Source organism: Formosa haliotis (assembly GCF_001685485.1).
Taxonomy (GTDB): Bacteria; Bacteroidota; Bacteroidia; order Flavobacteriales; family Flavobacteriaceae; genus Formosa; species Formosa haliotis.
This window is the reverse complement of the sequence record NZ_BDEL01000001.1, coordinates 2804453-2820697: the sequence shown is the minus strand read 5'-3', so window position 1 is coordinate 2820697 and position 16245 is coordinate 2804453. Positions and strand designations below refer to the sequence as shown.

Sequence of the window (16245 nt, the reverse complement as noted above, 5' to 3'; positions counted from 1 at the left end):
ATTATCTATGTGATGAGATTCTGAAATAAACTCAGAATGACGGGTTCTAATACTTTTTAGACAGCCGCTTTTATTTATTTTGTGAGTGTATTAAAATTCACGTTTTCCAAATTCACTTTCTATGAATTTTGATTCGTTTTTCCTGTTGTTAAAAGAATAGGTAAGATTTAAAAATACCATATCTACCTCATAAACATAATTAGTGGTGGTATAAAACGACCCGGGAACTTCGGTAGTTATGCGCTGTTCGTTGGTATACAACAAACCTAAATCTATATTTTGCCATTGCAAAGTAGCCACTAATTTATTATCTAAAAACGTTTTTTTAAAGGCTAAATTAGGAGAGTAAAAGGCAGAATCTTCACCTTGAGCTGTAACGCGTTTCGATAAATAATTAAACGTAAATTGCAAAGATGTTGTAGGATTAAATGTATAGGTTGAGTTTGCATTTAAAGCGTATACAAAACTACTCGTATCAATTGTATTACCGTCGTACTCCCCATCAATAGTATATCCATATAAATTTGCACCTAACACATTTCGCCACTTTTTAGAGAATTTTACTTCAGATCCTAATTCTATTCCAAAGGAGGTTCCTGTACCCACATTCGAATAAATTCGGTTTAAAATAGTATCGTTATACACAGTATTTACGCGGTTTACCAAATTCTTTACATAACGATAATACCCCGTTGCATATATAGAATTTCCTTGTTCAAAATCCTTTACTATTCCAACCTCAACCAAATCTATAAATTCTGGTTTTAACGTTGGATCGCCTTGCTCTAAGGTTTCAGAATGTTCACGTTCTGGAAATGGGTTCATCTTAAACGATGTTGTACGCTCTACACGCTTGCTATAGGCCGCTTTCAGTTTTAAATTCTCATTTAATTTATATTGCACAGAAGCCGACGGAAATAATTTGATATAATCGTAATAGTATGTGGTGTCTACAACGCCAACTTTATCTTGTAAATACAATTCCCGATCCATACTTTCTAAACGCACACCAACACTATAGTCTAATTTATCTGAGGTATGATCCAGTTGCACATATCCCGAATTTATTTGTCGTTTTAAATCTACTGTGCTCGAAAATTCTGGCACCAATTCAAATTCGCCGGTATCTAAATTTTTTCGTTCGTAAACAAAATCACCTTTATGATCTAAGTTCCGAAATTGATACCCCATAGCCAGCGTTCCGAAATCTAAAGGTTTCATTTCGTAATCGACTTGTGCTCGAATTCCATTTAACGGATTGTCGTTTGTATTATACTCTTCTTGAAGAATTTCGGAAGTATCTGGCCAACTCAAATTTTCGTTCGTTGTTGGTCCGCCCAACATAGTATATTCATATAAAATAGAAGTAGATAGATTTGATTTATTTTTAAAAGTATGATCGTAATCGAAACTTGCAACAAAAAAATCACTTCTTCGTATTCGTAAATTATCGTTTAAATACTGAAACGTATAGATGCGGTCTGTTATATCGTCGCCATCGGCAGGTGTGATGGCGTGATTATCGTAATACAAAATGGTGGCACGTCTATCTTTAGATTGTTTACCCGCATACACTCCCAAGGAGTAGTTGTTCTGTTCATCTGGAAAAAAATCGACAGTAAATCGACCTGAATAATTAATTTCATCGAAACTACGTTCTCCATCTGAGGGGAATCGTGTTAAGGTATCGTTTATAATGGTATACACATCGCCTTCTCGCCTTCCAGCGATATCGTTACGCTGATAACTTCCTCCCAAAGAAAAATTCCACTTATCTTGTCTTAAATTATAAGTTACATCGGCCCCATAGCGCTGTGCGTATTCGTCGTTATTGTAGTGCTCTATACTTGGTGCGCCTAACTTGACATTAACTTGTGTAAAGGCTCCGTTTAAAGCTCCTTTTTTGGTAACCACGTTAATAATTCCGGCTTTACCCTCTGGGTCGTATTTAGCCGAAGGTGCTGTAATGACCTCTACCCGCTCTATTGCATTGGCTGGCAGATTCATTAAAATTTGAGTAGCATTGCTCTGGATAGGCTTTCCGTTTAAAAGCAACACAAAGTTTACACTTCCTCTTAAGGCAATTTCGCCTTCTCCATTTACGACTATAGATGGGACATTACTTAAAACATCTACTCCTGTTCCGCCAATGGCATTTTGAAAATTCTTAGCTGCAAACACCTGTCTATCGGCTTTATTCATGACAGCATTTGTAGTTCCTGCTACAACCACTTCGTTAAGCATTTCTGCACTTGGATCGATTAATACCTGCCCTAAATTTTTTAATTCGCCAGACTTAGAGATTACGAAAGATTCGGTTTTAGTATGCTGATAACCGACAAATGACGCTTCTAAATAATAGGTACCACGTTTTATATTTTTTAAGGAAAACTTACCCAATTCACTACTTACAGTTCCAGACACCAAAGTACTATCTGGCAATTGATACAAGGCTACAGTTGCAAAGTCGATACCAACTTTATCTTTAGAATCGACTACATTTCCAATTATTTGAGCCGAAAGAGCTGGTGTAAAAAATACAGCAAAGCACAAGAGTTCAAAACATTTCAATTTCATTAAAAAAACTTATAATTAATACATTTCAAATGTAAAATATAAATGATCTACCCTACGGTATATATGAAAAAGTTATGGTGTTTACTGCAAGCCTATTTTTCTATAGTTTAACGGTGTAATTTGATTACTTTTTTTGAAGTATTTTACAAAGTGAGACACATCGTTAAATTGAAGTTGATGTGCTATTTCGGTGATGTTTAAATTAGTGTATAACAATAAACGTTTAGCCTCCTTATTTACATAAATGGCTATGACCTCTGAAGCTGATTTTTGTAATTGCGATTGACACAGGCTGTTTAAATGTTGGGGAGAAATGTGTAATTGCTCGGCGTAAAACGATACGCTGTTCTGTGGTTTGTTGTTTAAAAGTAGCACTAATTCATCGACCTTGTTTTTCGGAAGTTCAGATTTAAATAGTTTGCACCCCACTACAATTTTAGTAAACAAAGCCTTTAGTAAACCCTCTGTGACATCTTTATTTTTTGTCGTTTTTTGCTCTAAACATAATAATTCAAAAAGTTGCTCTATAACAAATGGCTCATCGACTTTTAAATGATTTAACTTTGTTATCTGAATTAGTAAATTATTGATTTGCTTGTCTGAAGTTTCCTCGATAAAGGCATCTTTAAAAATAATTACAAATCCTTTAGGCATACTGTCTATTGCCCAATGGTGCACTTCTCCTCTTTTTACAAAATAAAATACTGGGGGCTGAATGGTATATACTTTAGAGTCTATAGTATGCGTTCCAGAACCTTCAGACAAATACACTATCTCAATATATTTATTGTGCTTATGCGGTTTAGAATAGCGCTTCGTCGTATCGAAAGGTTCTATTTTTAAAGTAGAAACCTCGCCAATTTTATTTTTAATATGAATTCGATCTGATTTCATTTCATGCAACTTCAACCTTTAGAATTTAAAACTTTTCACTTCCGTAAACATATTAATTTTAGATACAAAATCCGGCCAATTATTTGCTTTTAACAGCAATAGAATAAATGAGTATGGTTTCTTGTCTCATTTTCAATTGATTATTTGAGTTAAACAATTGGTATACAATTCAGATTAAAAAGTGGGTATCTTTTTTAGATTTTTGGGTACCTTTTTTTCTCCCTTTTTTCACAAAAAAACTTGGCAAGTTGTCGTTTTAGTAGCATTACTAATACCTCCTTCAATAACACGGTTATAAATAAAAAAACAAAAAAATTTGTGCACATTATCTATTTCATGCACAAAAATTCGTAATTTACTGTGCATGTTAGTGAAACATAAACAATATAACACACAGAATTGTGCATAAGATTAAAAAGATGTCAGAGATAACTATAAACCCCTTGCCTCCTAAGATAGATTGTGAATCTATAGCTATTTTAAAAGTCTTAACTAAAGCTAGTAGAGCTCTAGGAGAACTTAAAGGCGAAGTCAAGAAAATTCCAAATTCTCAAATATTGATAGATACACTTTCTCTTCAAGAAGCTAAAGACAGTAATGAAGTAGAAAATATAGTAACTACAGATGATGAACTGTATCAAGCTGCTGTTGATGAAAAAGTCACTTCTATAGCCGCTAAAGAGGCTAAAAATTATGCGGATGCTCTCAAACTAGGTTATAATATAATTAATGAAAAAGGAATTCTAACTACCAATGATATTATTAAAATTCAAAAAAAAATAGCTCCTAATCACCCACTAAGAAAAGTTCCTGGCACTGTTTTGAAAAACCCAAGAACTGATGAAGTAATATTTACTCCACCTCAAAATTATAACGAAATAAAATCCTTATTAGAGAATTTAGAAATTTATATAAATAGCCCAGAATTTCATGATATAGATGGCTTAATAAAGATGCCCATTATACATTACCAGTTTGAAAGCATTCACCCTTTTTATGATGGTAATGGGAGAACAGGAAGGATTATAAATATGTTGTATTTGGTACAACAAAAATTATTAGATATTCCTGTTTTATACTTAAGTAGTTATATCATTAGAAATAAGAATGATTATTATAGGTTATTACAGGAAGTAAGAACTAAAAACTCTTGGGAGGAATGGATTATATGGATGTTAAAAGGCATTGAAATAACAGCACTTGAAACCATTAAAGTGGTAAATAAAATAAAAATTCTAATGGATGACTATAAAAAGGAAATTCGGTCTGAATTTAGTTTTTATAGTCATGATCTAATAAACATCTTATTCAAGCATCCCTACACAAAAATAGATTTTCTTCAAAGGGAGTTAGGCGTTCATAGAAATACTGCTAGTAGCTATTTGAATGCACTTACAAACCATGGTTTATTAACCAAAGTTAAAATAGGAAAAAGCAACTACTATATTAACCAAAAATTATTTAACACATTAACTAAAAGAAATTACTCATTTAACACAAGCATTTAGAATTCAGATGAAAATGGGATACCCAGAAGGTAAAATGGAATACCTGTAGGGATACCTAATTTCACCAATAAACTTGACAAGTTGTCGTTTTAGTAGAATTTCCAACTTCGCTTTAAACACAGGACAATCCCGGCTCAACACAAAAAGTTGTGGAGTACAAAAAATTGGAAGACCTTTGAATAAAAGAAATACATGTCCTCAGACACTCTATTATCAATTGCTAATTTATTACTTCCAGAAGTTTTAGTAACCTATTTTGACTTAACTAAGCATGAGGTTAAAGCTGAAGAAATTCATTTTTATTTCACAGAACTAAACAATGCACCATTGGATCATAAAGATGAAAAACTACACTCTAAAGGTTTTTTTCCAGAAGCTAGTATTCAGGATTTCCCCATAAGAGGTAAGAATGTTTTCTTACATATCACTAGACGAAGATGGATTAATCAAGACACTAATAAAGTGGTTACAAGGGATTGGAAATTAGTAGCAAAAGGCACTAGAATGACTAGTGAATTTGCTGCTTTTTTAAAAGAACTCTATTAGTAATAATGCTTCTTGCACAACTCTGGTCGCTAAATTCTATGGAGTAAACCCTAGAAGTATGCAAAGACAATATAAAGATTATTTAAGTGACTTTAAATCTTGGGATCAAAAGTCGCATGCAAGAAATTGGATGTTATTTCCTCAAAACATCGGGGGTTACCTTTCATTGGACGAAACAGCTTTCTCCAATGGTGATTTATATACCATAATAACAAATAAATCCGCAAAAGGAAAGACAGGAGCTATAATAGCAATGGTAAAAGGAACCAAAGCTGAAACGGTTATTAATATACTACGCAAAATCCCTCTAAAACAAAGAAGTAAGGTTAAGGAAGTAACTTTAGATATGGCTGGAAATATGGGACTGATAGTTAAGAAATCATTCCCCAATGCGACATTGGTTATAGATCGTTTCCATGTTCAAAAATTAGCACTAGATGCATTACAAGAGATTAGAATTAAGCATAGATGGGATGCTATAGACCTAGAAAACGATGCTATAGAAAAAGCAAGAAGTAAATCCCTGAAGTTTACCCCTGAACTCCTTAAAAATGGAGATACACTCAAACAGTTACTCGCTAGAAGCAGATATTTACTATACAAATCAAGTTCAAAATGGACTAAAAATCAATCTCAAAGAGCGGAAGTTCTATTTCAGAGATATCCAGATTTAGAAAAGGCATATAATCTATGTCAGAACTTATCATGGATATTTAATAATTCAAAAGATAAAACATCTGCATTAATTAGACTAGCGAAATGGGATGAAAAAGTAAGAAAAGCGGAGTTTAAAAGCTTTAATACAATAGCAAGAACCATGTCTATTCATTACAAAAATATACTAAATTATTTCGATAACAGAAGTACAAACGCATCGGCTGAATCTTTCAATGCTAAAATAAAAGCTTTTAGAGCACAATTTAGAGGTGTCAGAAATATAGATTTTTTCTTATTTAGACTAGCATCTATTTATGCGTAATATATAAATCCCACAACTTTTAGACTTGATCCACAATCCCAGTAATAGCAAAGGATAAAGCATAAAAAAAGCCTCTCATTTCTGAAAGGCTTTCTGCTAGCTTGCTCCCCCTCTTGGGCTCGAACCAAGGACCCTCTGATTAACAGTCAGATGCTCTAACCAACTGAGCTAAGGAGGAGTGTTTTGCTTTTGCGAGTGCAAATATATATCTTTAGATGAAACACTCCAAACTTTTTTAAACTTTTTTTTTATTTTTTATTTAAACAGGGCTTTAAAGATGTCGTTTCCATTGGCAAACAGCACTAATGCTATAAGCAAGAAGAACCCAACCATCTGTGCATTCTCTAAAAATTTATCGCTTGGCTTACGTCCAGAGATAATTTCATATAGTAAGAACATAACATGTCCTCCATCTAAAGCAGGAATAGGTAATAAATTAAGCACTCCTAACATAATCGATAAAAAGGCTGTAAGTTGCCAGAAATCTGGCCAACTCCATGTAGCAGGGAAAATATCAAAAATAGCTTTAAATCCGCCTACACCCTTGTACGCTCCAGTGCTTGGATTGAAAATCTTTCCTAATTGCCCCCAATAAGATGCGACTTGATCCTTAAATTTCGTAGCTCCTACTCCAATACTTTCACCAAAGGTATACTCTTTGTTAATAATGGTGAAATATCCTAAATCTGCAAAGCGTTTAAGGTTTGTTCCTGGATAGATGCCCAACTTACCATTCTCGTCTACCTGAAGTGCTCTAACAAATGTGTCATCGCCACGTTGTACAGTAACATCTACAGTCTGATTTTTAAGCGGTAATAAGGTATCTTTATAAAGATCGAAATAAGGAACAGGCTTATTATTTATAGCCTTCAAAATATCGCCTTCTTTTAAATCTACACCTTTATTCAATGAAGAATCGGAAACTGCTGCAACCATGAACGGAATTCGCAATTCAAAAAATCCGTGTTCATCTTTTGGCATGCTAGAAAGTTGACCTAAGAAATCTTCGGGCATTTCAATTTTCTGTTCTTTACCATCGCGAACTATGGTATAGTTATCTCCTTCAATTATAGATTGTCTTAACTCAGAATAGGTATTTATTTTAGTACCATTAACCGCAATAATATCATCTCCTGTTTTAAACCCAATATCTTGTAGCAACTTGTTTTCTATCCAATAACCTCCTTTAAGGCTATGCGCATCAACATCTGTATCGCCATAAGCAAATGCCATGACCATATAAATAACGGCTGCCAAAATAAAGTTTACGGTTACACCACCAAGCATAATAATTAAACGTTGCCAAGCGGGTTTACTTCTAAACTCCCAAGGTTGTGGTGGTAAGGCCATTTGCTCCTTATCCATACTTTCGTCAATCATCCCGGCAATTTTCACGTAACCTCCTAAAGGTAACCACCCAATACCGTAAACGGTTTCTCCTATTTTCTTTTTAAACAAAGAAAATTTAACATCGAAGAATAAATAGAATTTTTCTACCCGTGTTTTAAATAGTTTTGCAGGAATAAAATGCCCAAGTTCGTGCAATACAATAAGTAGGGAAAGGCTTAATAGAAATTGAGAAATCTTAATTAGAAACTCCATGTAGTTTATACAGTTATATTTTAACCGGCAAAAATACATTTTTTAAAGTCGTAAAAAAATATAAACCGTGCTAGTCCTACTTTTTTAACATGTATTTATTACAAAAATGGGATAGTAAAACACAATTTTCCGTGTATTTTTGCGAAACTCAAGATTTATACTGCAGCATGTTATCATTTTTTAAAGCCTACAAAAATTTCGCCATTGTATTTGCTATCATTTCAATTATCATTATAAGTATTATTTACAATATTTTAAATGTAGAAAAACCATTACCAATTTACCAACCGGCACAAGTGGAGCAAGAATTAGTAGACAGCACCTTATTTGATGTAAGGAAATATCATAAAATTGCCGATTTCAGTCTTATTAATCAAAATGGAAAAACCATTACGCAAAACGATTATAAGGATAAAATTTATGTAGCTGATTTCTTTTTTACAACCTGCCAAACTATTTGTCCAATCATGACAGATCATATGGTAAAAATTCAGAATGAAACTTTAAACGATGACGAGGTTATGCTATTGTCGCATACGGTAACTCCAGAAATAGATTCGGTCCCGCAATTAAAAAAATATACCTTAAAGAAAGGGGTGATAGATAACAAATGGAATTTAGTTACTGGCGATAAAAAACAAATTTACGACTTAGCCAGAAAAAGTTATTTAGCCGTAAAAACGGTTGGAGATGGTGATGAATTCGATATGATACATACCGAAAATTTTATGCTAATCGATAAGAAAAAACAAATTCGCGGATTTTACGATGGTACAGACCCTGAAGCCATAAAACAGTTATTAAAAGATATAGAAGTCTTAAAAAGAGAGTATAAAAAGTAGTTTTGATGCTACAATTTTTTTAGCATCAGTTTTTAGCTTACTTTTGCTTCTTTAAAATCAATCTAAATAAGTTTGCAGACAACTTTAGCACATCTTAAACGCGGAGAAACAGCTGTAATAACAGACGTTTCATCTGAAAAAATTCCTTTAAAACTATTAGAAATGGGTTGCCTTCCTGGCAATCAGGTCGAACTCGTACAAATTGCACCGTTTAAAGACCCCATTTATTTAAATATTAATGGATCGCATTTAGCAATTAGGATAGAAACCGCAAGCCATATTTTAATTGAAAAATTATCGCATGAGTAAACAAATTAATGTTGCTTTAATAGGAAACCCGAACACAGGAAAAACTTCGGTATTTAATGCCCTAACGGGATTACATCAAAAAGTTGGAAATTATCCAGGAATCACCGTTGAAAAAAAGGAAGGGATTTGCAAACTACCACGTGGTGTAAAAGCCCATATTATTGATTTGCCGGGAACCTACAGTTTAAATGCATCTTCGCTTGACGAAAATGTGGTTATAGAATTACTACTCAATAAAAACGATAAAGATTTCCCCGATATTGCTATTGTGGTTAGCGATGTAGAAAACCTAAAGCGAAATTTACTACTTTTTACCCAAATAAAGGATCTAGAAATTCCAACCATTTTGGTAATTAACATGGCAGACCGCATGAGTCACCGTGGTATTACATTAGATATCCCGTATCTAGAATCGCAACTGCAAACTAAAATAGCAGTAGTGAGCACACGTAAAAACGAGGGGATCGATAAAATAAAAGAACTAATTGCAAATTACCGCGAGCAGTCTACCACACCGTGTTTAAATTATTCTGAAATAGATAGTGCTTATTTTGAACGCTTAGAAAAAGCATTCCCAAATCAACTACTCTATAAGCTTTGGTTGGTAATTACCCAAGATGTAAATTTTGGAAAAATAGACCGGAATGAATTTGAAGCGGTTACCGATTTTAAAACAAAAAGCAAAACAGATTTAAAGCGGTTACAACAAAAAGAGACCATAAAACGCTATCAATTTATAAATAACACCCTTAAAAAGGGACAAAAAATAGATCCTAGCAAAGCAAAAGATTTAAGGTCTAAACTAGACCGCGTACTAACCCATAAAGTATGGGGTTACGTTATTTTTATTGCTATTTTACTTCTTATATTCCAAGCGATTTACGATTGGTCTAGTGCCCCAATGGATTTTATTGATTCCTCGTTTGCAGCTATGGGCGAATGGGTTAAAACCGAACTCCCTGCCGGTGCTTTTACCAATTTATTAGCCGAAGGTATTATTCCCGGACTTGGCGGAATTGTTATTTTTATTCCGCAAATTGCCTTTCTATTTTTATTTATTTCCATTTTAGAGGAAAGCGGATATATGAGTCGTGTGGTCTTTTTAATGGATCGCATTATGCGACGTTTTGGTTTAAGCGGAAAAAGTGTAGTTCCATTAATTTCTGGAACAGCATGTGCTATTCCTGCAATTATGGCTACAAGAAATATTGAAAGCTGGAAAGAGCGCTTAATTACCATATTAGTTACGCCGTTTACTACCTGTTCTGCAAGACTACCCGTATATTTAATTATAATTAGTTTAGTAATTCCTAAAGGAAGCTTTATAGGGTTTAGCTATCAAGCACTAACTTTAATGCTACTTTATTTATTAGGATTTGGAACCGCAATTTGTGCAGCCTATATTCTTGATAGAGTTATGAAACTGAAGAGTAAAACATTCTTTGTGGTCGAAATGCCTAACTACAAGCTACCACTATTAAAAAATGTAGGGTTAACCGTTTTAGAGAAAACAAAATCGTTTGTGTTTGGTGCCGGAAAAATCATCCTAGCCATTTCTATTATTCTATGGTTCTTGGCATCTTATGGTCCCGGACAAAATTTTAACGATGCCGAAAACATAATTACTAAAGAGTATGCCTCGCAAAACTTAAATCAAGAAGATTTAGATCATAAAATAGATTCTTATAAATTAGAACATTCTTATATTGGTATTGCCGGACGTGCTATAGAACCTGTAATTAGACCTTTAGGCTACGACTGGAAAATAGGAATTGCTATAGTGAGTTCATTTGCTGCTCGCGAAGTGTTTGTGGGCACATTGGCTACCATTTATAGTGTTGGTAGCGATCAAGAAGAAACTATTAAAAACAGAATGGCTGGCGAGGTAAATCCTATTTTAGGAGGTCCGTTATTTAATTTTGCATCCGGAATTTCGCTCTTATTATTTTATGCTTTTGCCATGCAATGTATGAGTACGCTTGCTATTGTTAAACGAGAAACTAATAGCTGGAAATGGCCAACACTTCAGTTGGTGTTTATGACTGGTTTAGCCTATGTTTCGGCCTTAATTGCTTATCAAGTTTTAATTTAAAAGTAAGGGCACTAAAGGCTTCACGACAAAATAATTATGAACACCTTCATTCAAAACATACTCACATTTGCAACCTTAGGTTTTGCCTTGTATTTTCTTTATAAAAAGTTTTTTGTAAAAAAAGGCAAATCAAAAAAAGGGTGCGGATCAGATGGCGATGGCTGTGGTTGTTCTTAATTCGAACATGAATAGAAATTGAAGCTACTTTAGATTCTAGATGTATTTTAATTCTGAAGTATTTCCCTTTTTTAAAAAGAAACTTATGGCCGAATTTTGGGAGTCAAACTTTAAAGACAAGCAAAGTATGTGGGGATACGAACCTGCAGATGTTGCCGTAACCACTTTAGATTTTTTCCAGAAGAAAGGCTTTAAAAACATTCTCATACCCGGTTTTGGATACGGCAGGAATGCAAAGATTTTTTCCGAAAATGGCTTTAACGTTACGGGTATCGAAATTTCTAAAACCGCCATTAACATCGCGACTAAGCAGTTTGATAAAGACATCAAAATTTATCATGGTTCTGTAACCGAAATGCCATTTGATACGATACAATACGATGGTATTTTTTGTTATGCTTTAATTCATCTACTCAACCAAAAAGATCGCGCTAAACTTATTTCAGACTGTTTTAACCAGCTTAAACCCGGCGGATACATGGTTTTTGTAGCTATTTCAACTTCTGATAGGTCTTACGGAAAAGGTAAACTTTTAGATAAAGACCTCTATTTAACTAAACATGGTGTTGCGTTATTCTTTTATAATGAAGACTCAATCACCGAAGCGTTTAAAGATTTTGGCTTAATGAAAACTAAAGAAATCAGTGAACCCACAAAACATGTTGAAAACAAACAGTCTCAGATATTTTGGGAAATCGTCTGTAAAAAACCAATTAATTTATAAGTGATTATCCTCCACAATCCTGATCAGTAAAGACAAAATAAAACTAAATTTTGAGATTGCTTAAAGAGTCAAACAATCTCAAAAAATTAAAATATTAATCTCCAAATCTGAGCTACCAAAAAGGTTACAATAAAACCTAAAATTACCGGCATAACAGAGGCTACTGTTGTCCATTTTACACTATTTGTTTCTTTATAAATGGTGTAAATCGTGGTACTACAAGGATTGTGTAACAAACTAAAAAGCATCAAATTAATTGCGGTTAATAAAGTCCACCCTCCTGCTTTTAAAATATCCCCTGTAGCATTTATAGAATCTAACTCGAACATCACTCCTGCACCAGCTCCGCCACCAATTCCCGTAACCATTACGGTTAGCATTAAAATGGTAGGAATAACTATTTCGTTTGCTGGAATAGCCACGATATAGGCTAATAAAATAACACCGTTTAAACCTAACAGAAAACCAAAACCATCCATACCATTAATTAGCCAAGCAGCAATAGTTTCATCTCCAATATGAAGATTAGAAATTAACCAAATGACAGCTCCTGCAGGTGCCGCAAATACAATAGCACGCCACAATACAATTAACGTTCTATCTATTAACGAGGTGTAAATGGTTTTCCAAAAACGCGGTGGTCTATACGGAGGCAACTCTAAATTAAATGTTGAAACCTCCCCTTTTAAGACGGTTTTAGATAGTGCCCACGACACACCAAACATAAAAGCCATTCCTAAAACAGCAATACCTATCACCGCTAATAACGATGCAAAACTAGACAACGATTTTGGTACCACGGCACCAATAAAAATTGTTGCAATTAAAATTTGGGTTGGCCAGCGTCCGTTACACAATGAAAAATTATTTGTAATTATAGCTATTAATCGCTCTCTCGGACTATCTATAATACGCGTTGCAACAACCCCTGCAGCATTACAACCAAACCCCATACTCATGGTTAGAGCCTGTTTACCATGAGCTCCAGATTTATTAAATAACGAATCTAAATTAAACGCCACTCTAGGTAAGTACCCAAAATCTTCTAATAAGGTGAACATCGGGAAAAATATAGCCATGGGCGGTAGCATTACGGCAATTACCCAAGCCACGGCCAAATACACGCCGTCTATTAAAAAGCCGGCAAGCCACCATGGCATATTAATACTTTCTGCACCACTTTTTAAAATCGGATGAACGGTATCTAACAAGACATTTGCTAATAACGACGAGGGGTAGTTTGCACCTACAATAGTAAGCCATAATACGGTTCCTAAAATTAAAAACATGATAGGAAATCCCCAGGTTTTACTCGTTACTATTTTATCTATTTTAGAATCTAAACGAAATCGCTTTTCTCCATCTTCCGTTTTCACTGAATCCTTAACTATATCGGCAGCATCAGCATAAATACTTTCGGTAAGGTTATCGTGAAATTCATCGCCAATTTGCCAACGTAACTCGTTAGATAATTCGATGATATGGTCTATATTGCTTTCTTTCATGGGCTTGAAAATTTAAAGAAACTCTCCTGTTTTTAATGCATTTATAATTTGAGTATCACCTTCTAATAATCTAAATGCAATCCAGCGACTATTTGGGATATTAGGAAACTCCTTTTCTATTTCTGCAGTTAACGTTTTAACTGCCTTTTCTATGTTTTTTGGCACATTTTTAATCCTGTGAGGTTTACACACTATAGCTCCACTAGCAATTTCACTTATAGTCTGAATTAACTCGGGGATACCTTGATTAAACCTTGCACTTGCAGGCACTACAGGAATGCCTAAATCGCGCGACAATGTTCTTACATCAATCTCTACTTTATTTCGTTTTGCTTCATCCATTAGGTTTAAGCATAACACAGCTTTATCTGTAATTTCAAGAATTTGAAGTACTAAATTTAAATTGCGCTCTAACCGATTGGCATCTGCAACAATAACGGTAACATCTGGTTTTCCGAAAAGAATAAAATCGCGTGCAGCTTCTTCATCTTCAGAAGTCGACAGTAGCGAATAGGTGCCCGGTAAATCGACCAATTTATAGGTGTTACTATTATATTCAAAACCCCCTTCTGCTCGTGTTACGGTCTTTCCTGGCCAGTTTCCGGTATGCTGTCTTAAACCCGTTAAGGCATTAAACACCGTACTTTTTCCAGTATTCGGATTTCCAGCCAAAGCCACCACAAAATCGAAATCATCGGTATGAATACCCAATTTTTTTAAACCATCTTTATTAAACTGTGCACACGTTTCGCAAGCACTTTTTACTTTTGTTTCCATAGTTTAATCCTTTTTAATTAAGATTTTTGAGGCTTGATCTTTTCGCAAAGCAATAGACGTTCCTTTGATTAAAAACGCATTAGGATCGCCTAACGGATTTAAAAGATCGATACTAACATCTGAGCCTTTTACAAATCCGAGATCTAATAATCGGCGCCTGCTTTCTCCTCGACTTTCTCTAGAAATTCCGATAATTTTAGCGGTTTCATCTGCTTTTAAACTGGACAATCGCGCTATATTATCTTCTACAACCACTTCCTTTTCTATAAGTGCTACAGTTAAATTTGCAGCAACAATAGGTGCTAACTTAAACTCTTCGCCTTCCGACCGGAATACTATTCTAGTGGCATTATTTTCTATCACTTTAAGCACAGAACCCATATGAATGTTTTCGGCTAAAATTTGCTTATAAATAACTTCTGGCTCATCTTCAATATGTGTAATCTTACCCACAGAGCCAACCGGTAAAAGAGGCAATTCTACACCCTGAACAGGTGCCATTTTACCTGTTTTTGTTGGAATAGGATCGCCATGCGGATCGAATTTTGGATGCCCTAAACGCGCCGATAACTGTTCGGCATCATCATGACTTAAACGATGCTCCATAGACTCTGCCCTGTCGTGCCATTCTGTTTTGTGAATACCGGTTTTATCGGCCAAATAACGTTCCCATAAACGGTGAACACGAACAATACGAAGGGCATAATCGCGACCTGCTTCTGTTAATTTTAAAACATCAGATTCTGAATAAATTAAATCATTAATCGTCATTTTTTTTACAGCTTCAACAATACTGTGGTTACTAAAATCTAATAGCTGAACTAAAGTTTTCATATCCACTTTATTATCTGATTGCTCAAAATGATAAAGCTGTTTTAAAATATCTTCGGTAATAACTTTCTCGTTGCTTTTAAACGCTTTTCTAATAATCCAATACCATCCTTTGCTTGGCCTAAATAAAGCTAATAGAAGAGCAACAACTATAAAAAATATAATGAGTGACCATAGTGGGCTGTACGTTTCCATAGTTATAAGCTTAAATATAAATTTTTAGCAACTTCGTTAGAAATTATCATTTTTTGACTTGACGTTTCTATAGTCAACGACTTGTCGAAAGGTTCGAAATCTAGAATTTTAATTCTATCGCCGAGTGCTAATTTGTTTTTGTTTAAATATTTTAAAAATACATCAGACGAATCTTTTACTAAGGCCAAAACACCAACATCTCCAGTTTTTAATTCTAAAATATTGACACTTTTTATAGGCGCATAATTTCCATTTTTATCTGGAATAGGATCGCCATGGGGATCGTGAGACGGAAAATCTAAAAAAGCGTCAAGTTCGTTAACCAATTTTAAAGATTTTATATGCTCTAATTGCTCTGCAACCTCGTGCACTTCGTCCCAAGAAAAATTTAATTTCTCTACTAAAAACACTTCCCAAAGCCGATGTTTTCTCACCACTAATGCTGCTACCAACCGACCCTTTTCGGTTAAAGTAACCCCTTGGTATTTTACATAGTTGGCCAAATTTTTCTCGGCTAATTTTTTAACCATATCGGTAACAGAAGATGCTTTCGACTCAATTTTTTCTGCAATAGCATTGGTACTTACCGCAACCGAACCTTGTTTACCTAAATGGTAAATGGCTTTTAAATAATTTTCTTCAGATAATGTAACCACTAAATTCGTATTTATCACAAAGATACACTTT

General features: G+C 34.3%; 12 protein-coding genes, 1 tRNA gene and 1 pseudogene. 7 read left to right on the top strand and 7 right to left on the bottom strand.

Annotated elements, in window-relative coordinates; genetic code table 11:
* Positions 1-90 precede the first annotated feature (90 nt).
* Both A9D35_RS11690 and A9D35_RS11685 read right to left on the bottom strand, forming a co-directional pair.
* On the bottom strand, positions 91-2577 hold the full coding sequence (locus A9D35_RS11690) for a TonB-dependent receptor (protein ID WP_066223235.1): 2487 nt from the start codon (positions 2575-2577) through the stop codon (positions 91-93).
* 81 nt (positions 2578-2658) lie between these two features.
* Positions 2659-3471 carry an AraC family transcriptional regulator gene (locus A9D35_RS11685; protein ID WP_066223231.1) on the bottom strand — a complete coding sequence of 271 codons (813 nt, stop codon included), beginning with the start codon at positions 3469-3471 and terminating at the stop codon, positions 2659-2661.
* Positions 3472-3890: 419 nt separating this feature from the next.
* On the opposite strand from A9D35_RS11685, the gene A9D35_RS11680 reads away from it, so the two are divergent.
* The 3 genes from A9D35_RS11680 to A9D35_RS11670 all read left to right on the top strand — a co-directional run bounded on the left by A9D35_RS11680 (position 3891) and on the right by A9D35_RS11670 (position 6504).
* Positions 3891-4979: a Fic family protein gene (locus tag A9D35_RS11680; RefSeq protein WP_066223229.1), complete on the top strand. Its 1089-nt coding sequence runs from the start codon at positions 3891-3893 to the stop codon at positions 4977-4979.
* A 192-nt stretch (positions 4980-5171) separates the two neighbouring features.
* Complete coding sequence (locus A9D35_RS11675) at positions 5172-5525, top strand: ISAon1 family transposase N-terminal region protein (RefSeq protein ID WP_066220852.1); 354 nt, start codon at positions 5172-5174, stop codon at positions 5523-5525.
* Between the two features lie 58 nt (positions 5526-5583).
* Positions 5584-6504: an ISAon1 family transposase gene (locus tag A9D35_RS11670; protein WP_218017731.1), complete on the top strand. Its 921-nt coding sequence runs from the start codon at positions 5584-5586 to the stop codon at positions 6502-6504.
* Positions 6505-6608: 104 nt separating this feature from the next.
* Here the strand turns inward: A9D35_RS11670 and A9D35_RS11665 are convergent.
* Positions 6609-6682 (bottom strand) — tRNA-Asn (locus tag A9D35_RS11665).
* A gap of 77 nt (positions 6683-6759) precedes the next feature.
* Positions 6760-8106: an RIP metalloprotease RseP gene (gene rseP, locus A9D35_RS11660; RefSeq protein WP_066223228.1), complete on the bottom strand. Its 1347-nt coding sequence runs from the start codon at positions 8104-8106 to the stop codon at positions 6760-6762.
* A 167-nt stretch (positions 8107-8273) separates the two neighbouring features.
* Between rseP and A9D35_RS11655 the strand changes: the two genes are divergently transcribed.
* From A9D35_RS11655 to A9D35_RS11640, 4 genes are all read left to right on the top strand, one after another.
* Positions 8274-8948: an SCO family protein gene (locus tag A9D35_RS11655; protein WP_066226037.1), complete on the top strand. Its 675-nt coding sequence runs from the start codon at positions 8274-8276 to the stop codon at positions 8946-8948.
* A gap of 72 nt (positions 8949-9020) precedes the next feature.
* Positions 9021-9257: a FeoA family protein gene (locus A9D35_RS11650; protein WP_066223226.1), complete on the top strand. Its 237-nt coding sequence runs from the start codon at positions 9021-9023 to the stop codon at positions 9255-9257.
* The gene (gene feoB, locus A9D35_RS11645) at positions 9250-11349 is read left to right on the top strand and encodes a ferrous iron transport protein B (protein WP_066223224.1); all 2100 of its coding nucleotides are present in this window, start codon (positions 9250-9252) and stop codon (positions 11347-11349) included. Before A9D35_RS11650 ends, feoB (A9D35_RS11645) begins: the two co-directional genes overlap by 8 nt.
* A 262-nt stretch (positions 11350-11611) precedes the next feature.
* Entirely contained in the window at positions 11612-12250 is a 639-nt protein-coding gene (locus tag A9D35_RS11640) for a class I SAM-dependent methyltransferase (RefSeq protein WP_066223222.1), read from the top strand.
* A gap of 86 nt (positions 12251-12336) precedes the next feature.
* On the opposite strand, the pseudogene feoB (A9D35_RS18920) reads toward A9D35_RS11640, so the two are convergent.
* The 3 genes and pseudogenes from feoB (A9D35_RS18920) to A9D35_RS11620 form a co-directional block, all read right to left on the bottom strand.
* A pseudogene (gene feoB, locus A9D35_RS18920) lies at positions 12337-14532 on the bottom strand (ferrous iron transport protein B).
* A 3-nt stretch (positions 14533-14535) separates the two neighbouring features.
* Positions 14536-15558, bottom strand: a complete 1023-nt coding sequence (locus A9D35_RS11625) for a metal-dependent transcriptional regulator (protein WP_083191686.1) — start codon at positions 15556-15558, stop codon at positions 14536-14538.
* Positions 15559-15560: 2 nt separating this feature from the next.
* On the bottom strand, positions 15561-16232 hold the full coding sequence (locus tag A9D35_RS11620) for a metal-dependent transcriptional regulator (RefSeq protein WP_235817892.1): 672 nt from the start codon (positions 16230-16232) through the stop codon (positions 15561-15563).
* Positions 16233-16245 lie beyond the last annotated feature (13 nt).

Bases quoted from the DNA above. Each gene is read 5' to 3' on its own strand.
- A9D35_RS11690 (WP_066223235.1), bottom strand. From the start codon at position 2,577: ATGAAATTGAAATGTTTTGAACTCTTGTGCTTTGCTGTATTTTTTACA.
- A9D35_RS11685 (WP_066223231.1), bottom strand. From the start codon at position 3,471: ATGAAATCAGATCGAATTCATATTAAAAATAAAATTGGCGAGGTTTCT.
- A9D35_RS11680 (WP_066223229.1), top strand. From the start codon at position 3,891: ATGTCAGAGATAACTATAAACCCCTTGCCTCCTAAGATAGATTGTGAA.
- A9D35_RS11675 (WP_066220852.1), top strand. From the start codon at position 5,172: ATGTCCTCAGACACTCTATTATCAATTGCTAATTTATTACTTCCAGAA.
- A9D35_RS11670 (WP_218017731.1), top strand. From the start codon at position 5,584: ATGCAAAGACAATATAAAGATTATTTAAGTGACTTTAAATCTTGGGAT.
- rseP (WP_066223228.1), bottom strand. From the start codon at position 8,106: ATGGAGTTTCTAATTAAGATTTCTCAATTTCTATTAAGCCTTTCCCTA.
- A9D35_RS11655 (WP_066226037.1), top strand. From the start codon at position 8,274: ATGTTATCATTTTTTAAAGCCTACAAAAATTTCGCCATTGTATTTGCT.
- feoB (WP_066223224.1), top strand. From the start codon at position 9,250: ATGAGTAAACAAATTAATGTTGCTTTAATAGGAAACCCGAACACAGGA.
- A9D35_RS11640 (WP_066223222.1), top strand. From the start codon at position 11,612: ATGGCCGAATTTTGGGAGTCAAACTTTAAAGACAAGCAAAGTATGTGG.
- A9D35_RS11625 (WP_083191686.1), bottom strand. From the start codon at position 15,558: ATGGAAACGTACAGCCCACTATGGTCACTCATTATATTTTTTATAGTT.